Raw genomic sequence first — 11,087 nt, 5'->3', positions numbered from 1 at the left:
CCACGTAACTTATTTACAACTAAAGCTGCCAACGCTTCATTTTCAACATCATCTGCCACAATCACCATTGGACGACCTGTTTGAACTAATTGTTCAAGAATTGGTAAAATATCTTGTAAAGTCGAGATTTTTGAATCCGTCACTAAAATATATGGATTATCTAAAATTGCTTCCATTTTATCTGTATCAGTTACCATATATGATGATAAATATCCGCGATCAAATTGCATTCCTTCAACAATATCCATTGTTGTTTCGAATCCTTTAGACTCTTCTAATGTAATCACACCATCATTTCCAACACGTTCCATTGCTTCTGCAATTAACTTACCAATTTCCTCATCAGCTGCAGAAATAGCTGCAACATTAGCAATCGATTCTTTTCCTTCAATCGGTTTAGAAGCCGATTTTAATGCTTCAACCGCAACCTTAACAGCGCGTTCCATTCCACGACGAATCGTCATTGGATTTGCACCTGCTACAATATTTTTATTTCCTTCACGAATCATAGCTTGTGCTAAAACCGTAGCCGTCGTTGTCCCATCACCTGCTACATCATTCGTACGACTTGCTACTTGAGCCACTAAACGAGCTCCCATGTTTTCAAACTTATCCTCAAGTTCAATTTCCTTTGCAATCGAAACCCCATCATTAATAATTTGAGGTGCTCCAAATTTTTGCTCAAGGATTACATTTCTTCCTTTAGGTCCAAGCGTTACTTTTACTGTATCAGCTAACTTATCCACACCACGAATCATCGCACGACGAGCATCTTCAGCAAATAAAATTTCTTTTGCCATTAAAATTCCTCCCTTATCACCTATATTTAAACTATTTTAATATCAATTATTCAACAATTGCTAAAATATCCTCAGATGAAACAATCACTAAATCCTTCCCTTGATGGTTGACCTTAGTTCCACCAAATCCATTATAGATAACACGTTGTCCCACCATAACATCAAGTGGTAAACGTTGTCCATTATCAAGAATACGCCCTTCTCCCACAGCCAAAATAACACCTTCAGAATGACTTGGCTTTGCAGCTTCTCTTGAAAGAATAATTCCACTTGCCGTTGTTAGTTCAACTTCTACAACTTCAAGTACAACATGATTATTCAGTGGTTTTAACATAATGTTCCCTCCTCGTTTTAGCACTCAAGATGTAAGAGTGCTACTGTGTTGATTATACAAATACTAATAAATATTGGCAATAGATAAAAACCAAATTCCTATTTATTATAGTCACTCTTTCCATAAATATGCTTAATTTTATTGAGCATTCCAATTATTAAAATGCTACTTGTCGAGAAATGAAAAAAGTTAGAACGATTTAAAATCTTCCTAACTTTTTATTTCTCTAATTTTGTTTTGTCTTTTGATAGATGATTTTCATTCCCTTAAATCCTAAATCTGGATCATAAACATCAATCATATCCGTTTCATTAAAAATAATTCGACCAAGACCCCCAGTTGCAATAACCTTAAGATCCTTGCCAACTTGCTCTTTAACCTTTTTAATAATATATTCAGTTTGTCCAATATATCCAAAGACAAGTCCACCTTGCATGCTTGTAATTGTATTTCGGCACACAATTGACTCAGGCTTTTTGATTTCAATCTCTGGTAATTTAGCAGCTTGAGTCCATAATGCTTGAGCACAAATTTCAATTCCAGGTGAAGTTACGCCAAACTCAAATTCTCCAAATTCATTAACATAATCATACGTTGTCGCCGTTCCGAAATCAATCACTAGCGCAGGTCCTCCATAAATATGATAAGCGGCTGCGATATCTACAATTCGGTCTGCTCCAACCTCTTTTGGATTTTCTGTTTTAATCGAAATACCTGTTTTCACGCCAGGACCTACAATCATCGGCTCTAAGTTAAAATACTTACGAATTCCATTAGTTAAAGAATGCATAACCTTCGGCACAACACTAGAAATTAAGACAGCTTCAATCGATAAAGGGTTAATATCCTTCGTACGGAAAAACGACAAAATCGTAATTCCAAACTCATCTGACGTTCTTTGCATCTTAGTTGTTAATCGAAAATTAGCAATTAGCTCATCTTGATTATACACACCTAATGTAATGTTTGTATTTCCTACGTCAATAACAACTAACATACTTCTCCTCTTTTCTCCATTAACATCGTCATCAGACGACTTAAAATCTCATATCCAACTGCCTCTTTACTCATTAAATCAAGCTTCTCACAGTTCGATTCCGTAATAAATGTAACTAAATTTGTATCTTTATTAAAGCCTGCACCTTCATCTGTTAACTGATTAGCAACAATCATGTCAGCTTTCTTATTTATTAATTTTTTAGTCGCAAACTCGACTAAATTTTCAGTCTCCATTGCGAATCCACAAACCACTTGATGCGGTAATTTATGTTGACCAGCATAAGCTAAAATATCTTGATTCATAACAAATTCTAAAGTCAATCGATCACCAGATTTTTTCAACTTTTGATTTGCAACAGATTCAACACCGTAATCTGAAACAGCTGCTGATTTAATTAAAATATCATACTGAGACTTTAATGAATCGAATACTTCAAACATTTCCGTTGCCGTACGAACGTTAATAACTTCAATTCCCACTGGCTTTCTTAAATTAACCGGACCTGAAATTAACGTTACATTTGCTCCTAAATTTCTAGCTGCGCGGGCTACTGAATACCCCATTTTTCCACTTGAGTGATTCGTAATAAACCGAACCGGGTCTAAATCTTCCTGTGTAGGACCTGCCGTTACAACAACCTTGACTCCTTCAAGTGGCTTTTCTTTAACGATTGCCCATTCAATAGCATCCATAATATCATCTACATCAGCTAATCTTCCGGCACCAATATCACCGCAAGCCAAATAACCGCTGCCTGATTCAATAAATTGCATACCAGCTTCTTTACACATCTTGATATTTCGTTGTGTAATAGGATTAGTTAACATTCCCGTATTCATTGCAGGTGCAATTAATTTAGGACAAGACGCTGCTAAAAATGTTGTTGATAACATATCATCTGCTAATCCATGAGCAAACTTAGCAATACAATTTGCTGATGCTGGAGCCACTACAAATAAATCTGCTCGTTGTGCCAATGAAATATGATTCACATTATACTCAAAATTACGATCGAACGTATCAATTGATACTCGATTATGAGTTAACGTTTCAAATGTTAACGGCTGAATAAACTCGGTTGCATTTTTAGTCATAATCACATGGACATCATAGCCCTTTTTATATAAATTACTAGCAATCTGAGCACTTTTAAATGCTGCAATACCGCCCGTGACACCTAAGACAATCGTCTTTTTGCTCAATTACATCACCTTCTTCATCATCGGCTCTAATACCTTAACTAATGGTGTCGTTACAACAGTGGCTAAAATTGCTTCTAACACACTATTTGTTGTGATAAGTCCCATTAAAAGCACAAATAATTCTGAAACATCTACCCCTTTAGCCGCTGCATAGCTTGGACCAAAGAATAAATAAATCATACCTAAAACTAAAACACTATGCATAATCGTACAGACCAATGCCGTAACAGCACTACCTGCAACATTATGATTTCGTTTCTTAAACCAAGTATATAACAATGCACTCATGACTCCAAGTAATACACGTGGGCCAATTGCGATGACTAAACTCATTAAATTCCCGTGATACTCACCCAATGAATAAAACGGAGTAAATACAAACGATGTAATCGTTGGGGTAATCGTATTAATTAACACACTTCCAAGTCCAAAGACTAAACCAGTTATTGCTCCACCTTTAACGCCAAGTAACATCCCCGCTAAAATAACCGGAATATGCAATGTTGTCGCGCGAATTGGACCAAGTGGAATAAATCCAAGTGGTGTAAACATTAAAACGACCTCAATACTACAAAACATTGTCAGTAAAACTAAAAATTTTGTTTTCTTTCTTGTACTATTCATTTTTCTTCTCCTCCACTGTCGCTTCCTAAGAATGCAACGCATCGAAATTTAAATTTGAATCCATGGTCATTATTTGATTGATGTCTATATGATCACCATCAACTCTCCCCATCTCATCGCTTTTTATTATACTTAGGTTATAACCTTTTTTCAACCAAAACAAAAGATTTTTCCATTATAAACCACAGATTAATTATGACGCTTACATTTACATAATAAAAACTCCTTATTCTTATAAAATTTGCGTCATTTCGACACTTTTTATTCAATAAAAAAGCTTATAATCCTAAAGATTATAAGCTTTTCCCCCTCATATAACATCCCTTATAAATTATCGTCCCGCTTGTTCTTTTTGGAATACATAAAAGAATAACGTTTCTAGTTCCATATTTAAATCAACTTCATGAACTGTAATCTCTTCACTCACATTAATTACTGTTGATGACAAGTTTAAAATCCCTTTGATTCCCAATCCTTCTAATGATGTAGCGACAGCTTGTGCTACCGTTGGTGGTACCGTTAAAATAACATATGTTACTTTATGCTCCTCAATATAATCCTTTAAACTATCTAAATGGTATAAAGGTAAATCGCCGATACATTGTCCCACTAATGACTCATCCGTATCAAACCCAGCAACTAAGTTAACTGGTGTTCTGAAGACGCGTTTTTTGAATTTATCTGAACTAAAATATTTTAATAAGGCACGTCCTAAGTTACCTACCCCAATTAAAACACAGCTTTGAACGTCTTCTGTTTTTAACAAGTTATTGAATGCTTCTAGTACAATTCTAACTTCATAACCATAACCTTGGCGTCCTAATTCACCTAAATATGAAAAATCACGACGAATTGTAGCTGAATCGATTCCAATTTTTTGGCTCAATTCGCTTGATTGAATTCGTTTTACCCCCATCTCATCTAATTCAACGAAACAGCGACGGTATAATGCTAATCTTTTTATTGTTGCATTCGGAATATTTGATAGCATAAAAAACCTCCTTTACCATATTAAAATAATATCATGAAAATAATGCAATGTGAATACTGTCACGAGCATAAAACGTCTATATGTTAAATTACTTCAAAAATCGTCCCTTATTTACATTAGTGTCCGTTGCACATCTTGAGATTAAGCATTATACTTATTATTAAAGTCACAGAGTTTTTAATAACCTCATAACCTTAAAAACTAAATTCAAACAACGTAACTTTTTAAAGGAGATAGACCATGATTTTATTACAAACAAGTAAATTGACGAAACTCTATTCAGGAACGCCAATTCTTGAAAACGTCCAATTTGAAGTCAAAAAGGGTGAGCGCATAGCAGTTGTTGGACGTAATGGAGCTGGAAAATCAACACTACTAAAAATGATTGCAGATGAAATTGACTTTGACTCAGGTGAAATCCATAAACCCCAAAGCGTCATCCTTGGTTATTTTGCACAATCAAGCCATGTTAATTCAGACGATACTATTTATAATGAAATGTTAAAAGTATTTAGTAAAACACTTCAATTAAAGAAACAATTAGAAGAATTAAGTTTAAAAATGGCTGAAATTGATCCTACAACTGAAGCCTACCTAAAAATTATCGAACAATACCAAAATATGAATCACCAATTTGAATTAATGAGTGGCTACACCTATGAAGCTGAAATTAATAACATTTTAAATCGATTCAAATTCAATGAAATTGGTTTTGACCAAAAAATTTCAAACTTAAGTGGAGGACAAAAAACCCGCTTAGCGTTAGCAAAACTTCTACTTCAAAAACCAGATATCTTAATTCTCGATGAGCCAACCAACCACTTAGATATTGATACAATTGAATGGTTAGAAGGATACCTAAAAAAATATTCAGGCGCCGTTGTTATCGTATCCCACGACCGTTTCTTTATCGACCAAATTGCTACAACTATTTATGAAATTGAATATAGAAAATGTACGAAATACAAAGGAAATTACTCAGACTATATCGACCAAAAAGCCGTTGCTTATAGCTCTTTAATGAAACAATACGAAAAGCAACAAAAAGAAATCTCAAAAATGGAAGACTTCATTAGCCGTAATATCGTTCGTGCCTCTACGACAAAGCAAGCCCAATCTCGACGTAAAAAACTTGAGAAAATGGAACGTATTGAAATACCTAAAATTAACGATAAATCAATTGGAATCACATTTGAAATTGACCGTCGCAGTGGAAATGACGTTTTAAAAGTAGAAAATTTAAGCGTTGGGTACGACAATCAGGTGATTACAGACGATTTAAACTTTCAAATTAATCGACTTGATCGAGTAGCTTTAATCGGTCCTAATGGAATCGGAAAATCAACTATTTTGAAAACAGTTGCACAAACCCTTCCCCCACTTAAAGGAGATATCTATTATGGAAAAAGCTTAGATATGGGATATTTCGATCAAGAGCAGGCTAACCTAAACTCTAGCAATACAGTCTTAAATGAAGTTTGGAATTGTTTCCCTGGACGACTTGAAAAAGATATTCGTACCTTACTTGGAAACTTTTTATTTACAGGTGATGATGTCTTTAAAACCGTTAATCAGTTATCCGGTGGAGAAAAAGTTCGACTCACATTATGTAAGCTCATGCTTGAAAAAAACAACTTCTTATTACTCGATGAGCCGACTAACCACTTAGATATTGATAGTAAAGAAATGCTTGAATTATCACTTGAAGACTATGAAGGGACTGTCTTCTTCATCTCTCATGACCGTTACTTCATCGATAAAATTGCGACACGTGTTTTAGAGGTTACTCCACATGGTGTAACTTCATATATTGGAAACTATTCAGACTACACTGAAAAAAAACAACAATTAGCTGAAAAAGAAGCAGCACTACAAGCCGAAAACTCTAAGAAAAATGATGAACCAACCATAACTGATTATCAAAAACAAAAAGAGCAACGTCGCTTAGAGCAACAACGTAAACGTCAATTAGAAGATATCGAAACAAAAATTTCAGAATACGAAGAAGAATTAGCTTATAATCAAGCTGAACTCTTCAAAGAAGAAGTTTACCTTGATACACAAAAATCAGCGGAAGTTCAATCACGCATTGAAGAACTTGAACAATTATTAGCTGATGCAATGGAAACATGGGAATCACTAGCGTAACCAAAAAAAGTCTCGAAAATCGAGACTTTTTTTCTATATTTTTAGAATATTGCGATAATCCGCTGAATATAATGTAACAAAAGGGGGAGTGCTAAATGTCACGTGGAATTAATAAAAATACCACTTATGACAGAATCGCAAGTCATTGGACAAAAGTCGGACATCGTGAATGGGCAAAAGCATTAAATAATGAAGGAGGCATCCATTATAAAAATGCTCGTGAAGCTTATGCAAAAGCTAATCGTGCACGTCATGCTGCGAGAAATAAATAATCTAACCACCTATAACTCTATCTACACAGATAGAGTTTTTTATATAATGAGATCTCGAAACAATTACCTTTACACTATTAATATAAATCACTCTCAATAACTAAGAATTCATTTGTTCTTTTTAAATATTTAAACATAAAAAAATTGGTATACCTCTCGATATACCGATTTAAAGACTATAAAGATTGTAATTCCATTCCTGGCATTCCATTCATATCAAGACCACTACGATGTCCTTTTAAATAAGCTTGTGTTCCGGCAGCTCCAATCATTGCTGCATTATCTGTACAAAGAGATAATGGCGGAATCGTTAACTTTACATCAGAATTTTTCGATACAGCCTCTTCAAGTGCATGACGCAATCCCTTATTAGCTGATACTCCACCAGCTACAATAATCTGTTTAACACCATACTGACGGGCAGCACGCATCGTTTTCTCTACTAATACCTCAACAACACTCGCTTGAAAACTTGCTGCTAAATTTTGTGGAACAATCTCTTGCCCACGTTGCGTAGCATTATGAACCGTATTAATAACCGCAGACTTTAATCCTGAGAAACTAAAATCATACGCCTCTTTGTCTAACCAAACACGAGGTAATTTATATGTATCCTCACCCTCAGCTGCTAAACGATCAATATGAGGCCCACCTGGATACGGTAATTTTAACGTACGAGCAACCTTATCATATGCCTCACCCACAGCATCATCTAATGTTTCACCAATCACTTCAAAATCATAATGATCTTTCATATAAACTAATTCAGTATGACCACCAGACACAACTAAAGCCAATAACGGAAACTCTAAAGGTTCTACTAACTGATTCGCATAAATATGACCTGCAATATGATGAACTCCCACTAACGGAATATTATGAACAAATGATAACACCTTAGCTGCATTAATTCCAATTAACAATGATCCTACTAATCCTGGACCCTCTGTCACAGCAATCGCATCAATATCACTCCATGTTACGTTAGCCACCTCTAAAGCTTCCTCAAATACACCCGTTATACTCTCAACGTGATGACGACTCGCAACCTCTGGAACAACACCACCGAAGCGTTGATGACTCTTAATTTGTGATGCTACAATATTGGCTAAAATCTCAGTACCATTTTTAACAACAGCAACACTCGTTTCATCACAACTACTCTCTACTGCTAATACTAAAACATCTTTTTTCATTCAAACCACCATTTCTATGTATTAAAATAATAAACCATCAATAAAGCATCTTCACCATCTGAATAATAATTCTTTCGTACGCTCGCACGTAAAAACCCACACTTTTCATAAAGTGAAATGGCAGGTTGATTACTCACACGAACCTCTAGAGAAATCGTCTCAGCGAGTAAACACTTCGCATCAGAAATAAACTTATCCATAAGCTTTAATCCATATCCATTTCCACGTTTAGTAGGATTAACTGCAATATAAAATAAATCGCCCATTTCAAATACTAACTGGCCTACTAAATATCCTAAAATCTCACCTTTGTCTTCTAGTACAATTCCATAATGAAACATCTTTTCTGCTGCATAATCAACAAAATTAAAACTCTGATGAAAAAGTTCTTCATGTATTTGATTTAATACAGAAATATCCGATTCCTTCATCTTTCTAATCATCATACTATCCCTACTTCTTCTGTTCTAATAGCCAATTCATTTCAGCTTCAGGCAAACGATGATATTTAGGTACAAATAAATGAATATTCTCAACTGGTTTAACATCTTTAGCACATTTTATAAGCATACTCGCATGTGGGATATTTAACTCCTCATCAGTCGTTTGAACTGCCTGTTCTCCCAAATATTCAACAATTAAATCCCAATAGCGACTTACATCATTGCCAAGGAAATACATTGTTTTAGGACTTTCCTTTAAATGCTCCAATAATTGACGTAATTCATAGTGTCCATCTTCTAAAACAACATTATGAGTTTTACCATCATATACACCTGCAAATACAGTCTCACGTCGAGCATCAAATAATGGAATAATTAATCCTTCTTCTTCAATATTTCGAGCTATGACCGCAAGGCTAGAAATCCCGACTAACTCTTTTTCTAATGTCCATGCTAACATCTTAGCTACCGTAACACCAATTCGTACACCTGTATAAGAACCTGGTCCTTCTGCAACAACAATACGATCTAATTGTTGTGGAGTAGCATGTACTTGCTTAAATAAGTCTTGAATTGCTGGCATTAATTTTTTTGAATGATCATTCTTTGTGGCCTCAGTAAGCTCTGCTAAAGTCTCACCATCCTTAACCAATGCAATAGATAAAATTGTATTCGATGTATCAATTCCTAAAACGAACATTAATTTAACTCCTCACTAACTGTTTCATATTCAGATCCGATTGGCAATAATTCAATACGACGCTCAAACTCTCCATCACGGAATATTTTAATATCTAGTCGCTCATTTGGTAGTAAATCTTCAATCATACTAGCCCATTCAATCACGCAGACTCCTTCACCATATAGATAGTCATCTAGTCCAATTTCATCAGCACCATTTTCCAAACGATACACATCCATATGATATAAAGGTAACCGACCTTGATATTCTTTAATTATCGTAAATGTTGGACTATTAACATTACGTTTAATATCCAATCCTTTAGCTAACCCTTTAGTAAAAGTAGTTTTTCCAGCTCCTAAGTCTCCTTCCAATGTTAAAATCATGCCTGACTTAACCCATTTTCCAATTGCATAAGCTACTTTTTGTGTTTCTTCTACTGATTGTGTCTTAATAACATGCTTCATCTAATCACCTATAATTATTATATCTACTAAATTTAGTATGGATTTTATATTTGCTACATTTTCAAAATAAATTAATAAACTATAAACTATTATAGCATAAGTTTTTACATTAATTACATTCAATAAAAAAAGGATAGATTTAATATCTATCCTCTTAAAAAAACAATTCATATATAGCCAAAATCATAATCATTATACTTGCTACATATTCGGCATATTGAACCGTTTTTTCACTAAGAAAATTATAAGTTAAATGACATCCACCCCCTATAAAAACGACACTTAAAACTAAACATGTTATAGAAGTAAGTAGAATATTTAGACCGGTCAAAGAAGCACCAACACCTAACCCAATATTATTAATACACAAAAATAATCCAAGCATAAGTGCCTCTTTTACCTCAATTGTCTTAGAGTGGTCTCTGTCAAACGTCTCAGCTAAATCCGCTACATTTGTCATCAATGCTTCTTTTTGTTTTCTTGCATTTAATTGTTTATATAAAGCTTGATAAAACATATATAATCCGAATAAGAATAATAAGACACTCCCTAAATAGGTTGCCACAGATTCAACTAAAAATATATCAAATAACTGGCCTGTATACATTCCAATCATCGTTCCCAAACAAGAAATAATACCTACAATAAGATTACACATGAAATTAATCTTAACTTTTCTAGCTCCATAGCTGAGACCTATGATTAACCCATCACAGGTAACTGCAGCAGAGAATAATAATATTGATAAAAAATACATGATAAATCCCTACTTTCGATATGTTACATGTTAATATATGAACAAATCGAAAGTAGGGAACTTACATAACTATATTAATTTTTAAACGCAAAAAAAGCACTATTTAAGTGCTTTTTATTTCTTTGGCCCAGCAACGTCCTACTCTCGCACTTGCGTACTACCCTCGGCGCT

The 11,087-nt window shown here is 34.4% G+C and carries 13 protein-coding genes; 2 read left to right on the top strand and 11 right to left on the bottom strand.

What is annotated here, in order from left to right; all coding sequences use genetic code 11:
* From groEL to QWC74_RS00310, 6 genes are all read right to left on the bottom strand, one after another.
* The coding region (gene groEL / locus QWC74_RS00335) for a chaperonin GroEL (RefSeq protein WP_288993776.1) at nt 1–800 on the bottom strand (800 nt) is incomplete at its 3' end.
* A gap of 46 nt (nt 801–846) precedes the next feature.
* Nucleotides 847–1,134, bottom strand: a complete 288-nt coding sequence (locus QWC74_RS00330) for a co-chaperone GroES (RefSeq protein WP_009606167.1) — start codon at nt 1,132–1,134, stop codon at nt 847–849.
* Nucleotides 1,135–1,360: 226 nt separating this feature from the next.
* Nucleotides 1,361–2,131: a type III pantothenate kinase gene (locus QWC74_RS00325; RefSeq protein WP_006783500.1), complete on the bottom strand. Its 771-nt coding sequence runs from the start codon at nt 2,129–2,131 to the stop codon at nt 1,361–1,363.
* The gene (gene coaBC / locus QWC74_RS00320; RefSeq protein WP_006783501.1) at nt 2,125–3,336 is read right to left on the bottom strand and encodes a bifunctional phosphopantothenoylcysteine decarboxylase/phosphopantothenate--cysteine ligase CoaBC; all 1,212 of its coding nucleotides are present in this window, start codon (nt 3,334–3,336) and stop codon (nt 2,125–2,127) included. Before coaBC ends, QWC74_RS00325 begins: the two co-directional genes overlap by 7 nt.
* Nucleotides 3,337–3,960, bottom strand: coding sequence for an ECF transporter S component (locus tag QWC74_RS00315; RefSeq protein ID WP_006783502.1), 624 nt, complete (start codon nt 3,958–3,960; stop codon nt 3,337–3,339). It abuts the gene before it with no gap.
* A 331-nt stretch (nt 3,961–4,291) separates the two neighbouring features.
* On the bottom strand, nt 4,292–4,951 hold the full coding sequence (locus QWC74_RS00310) for a redox-sensing transcriptional repressor Rex (RefSeq protein WP_006783503.1): 660 nt from the start codon (nt 4,949–4,951) through the stop codon (nt 4,292–4,294).
* A 240-nt stretch (nt 4,952–5,191) separates the two neighbouring features.
* Here QWC74_RS00310 and QWC74_RS00305 point away from each other — a divergent pair, with 240 nt between their 5' ends.
* Both QWC74_RS00305 and QWC74_RS00300 read left to right on the top strand, forming a co-directional pair.
* Nucleotides 5,192–7,099, top strand: a complete 1,908-nt coding sequence (locus tag QWC74_RS00305) for an ABC-F family ATP-binding cassette domain-containing protein (RefSeq protein WP_006783504.1) — start codon at nt 5,192–5,194, stop codon at nt 7,097–7,099.
* Nucleotides 7,100–7,194: 95 nt separating this feature from the next.
* Nucleotides 7,195–7,371 (top strand): hypothetical protein, encoded by a 177-nt coding sequence (locus QWC74_RS00300; protein WP_006783505.1) that lies wholly within the window; start codon nt 7,195–7,197, stop codon nt 7,369–7,371.
* A 176-nt stretch (nt 7,372–7,547) separates the two neighbouring features.
* On the opposite strand, the gene tsaD is transcribed toward QWC74_RS00300, so the two are convergent.
* The 5 genes from tsaD to ytaF all read right to left on the bottom strand — a co-directional run bounded on the left by tsaD (nt 7,548) and on the right by ytaF (nt 10,916).
* On the bottom strand, nt 7,548–8,567 hold the full coding sequence (gene tsaD, locus QWC74_RS00295; protein WP_006783506.1) for a tRNA (adenosine(37)-N6)-threonylcarbamoyltransferase complex transferase subunit TsaD: 1,020 nt from the start codon (nt 8,565–8,567) through the stop codon (nt 7,548–7,550).
* 14 nt (nt 8,568–8,581) lie between these two features.
* Complete coding sequence (gene rimI, locus QWC74_RS00290; RefSeq protein WP_006783507.1) at nt 8,582–9,013, bottom strand: ribosomal protein S18-alanine N-acetyltransferase; 432 nt, start codon at nt 9,011–9,013, stop codon at nt 8,582–8,584.
* A 7-nt stretch (nt 9,014–9,020) separates the two neighbouring features.
* A complete protein-coding gene (gene tsaB, locus QWC74_RS00285; protein WP_006783508.1) occupies nt 9,021–9,710 on the bottom strand; it encodes a tRNA (adenosine(37)-N6)-threonylcarbamoyltransferase complex dimerization subunit type 1 TsaB in 690 nt (229 codons plus the stop codon).
* Nucleotides 9,710–10,159, bottom strand: a complete 450-nt coding sequence (gene tsaE / locus QWC74_RS00280) for a tRNA (adenosine(37)-N6)-threonylcarbamoyltransferase complex ATPase subunit type 1 TsaE (RefSeq protein ID WP_006783509.1) — start codon at nt 10,157–10,159, stop codon at nt 9,710–9,712. Before tsaE ends, tsaB begins: the two co-directional genes overlap by 1 nt.
* A gap of 154 nt (nt 10,160–10,313) precedes the next feature.
* Complete coding sequence (gene ytaF, locus QWC74_RS00275) at nt 10,314–10,916, bottom strand: sporulation membrane protein YtaF (protein ID WP_006783510.1); 603 nt, start codon at nt 10,914–10,916, stop codon at nt 10,314–10,316.
* Nucleotides 10,917–11,087: the final 171 nt, after the last annotated feature.

The sequence above is a fragment of the uncultured Turicibacter sp. genome, assembly GCF_938044715.1.
Lineage (GTDB): Bacteria > Bacillota_I > Bacilli_A > MOL361 > Turicibacteraceae > Turicibacter > Turicibacter sanguinis.
Note: the sequence above shows the minus strand (reverse complement) of the source record. Positions and strands in the feature narration are given on the sequence as shown.

What these genes read in the sequence shown, in the direction of transcription:
- QWC74_RS00300 (WP_006783505.1), top strand. Translation starts at nt 7,195, where the DNA reads ATGTCACGTGGAATTAATAAAAATACCACTTATGACAGAATCGCAAGT.
- tsaD (WP_006783506.1), bottom strand. Translation starts at nt 8,567, where the DNA reads ATGAAAAAAGATGTTTTAGTATTAGCAGTAGAGAGTAGTTGTGATGAA.
- tsaE (WP_006783509.1), bottom strand. Translation starts at nt 10,159, where the DNA reads ATGAAGCATGTTATTAAGACACAATCAGTAGAAGAAACACAAAAAGTA.
- tsaB (WP_006783508.1), bottom strand. Translation starts at nt 9,710, where the DNA reads ATGTTCGTTTTAGGAATTGATACATCGAATACAATTTTATCTATTGCA.
- rimI (WP_006783507.1), bottom strand. Translation starts at nt 9,013, where the DNA reads ATGATGATTAGAAAGATGAAGGAATCGGATATTTCTGTATTAAATCAA.
- QWC74_RS00315 (WP_006783502.1), bottom strand. Translation starts at nt 3,960, where the DNA reads ATGAATAGTACAAGAAAGAAAACAAAATTTTTAGTTTTACTGACAATG.
- QWC74_RS00305 (WP_006783504.1), top strand. Translation starts at nt 5,192, where the DNA reads ATGATTTTATTACAAACAAGTAAATTGACGAAACTCTATTCAGGAACG.
- ytaF (WP_006783510.1), bottom strand. Translation starts at nt 10,916, where the DNA reads ATGTATTTTTTATCAATATTATTATTCTCTGCTGCAGTTACCTGTGAT.
- QWC74_RS00310 (WP_006783503.1), bottom strand. Translation starts at nt 4,951, where the DNA reads ATGCTATCAAATATTCCGAATGCAACAATAAAAAGATTAGCATTATAC.
- QWC74_RS00330 (WP_009606167.1), bottom strand. Translation starts at nt 1,134, where the DNA reads ATGTTAAAACCACTGAATAATCATGTTGTACTTGAAGTTGTAGAAGTT.
- QWC74_RS00325 (WP_006783500.1), bottom strand. Translation starts at nt 2,131, where the DNA reads ATGTTAGTTGTTATTGACGTAGGAAATACAAACATTACATTAGGTGTG.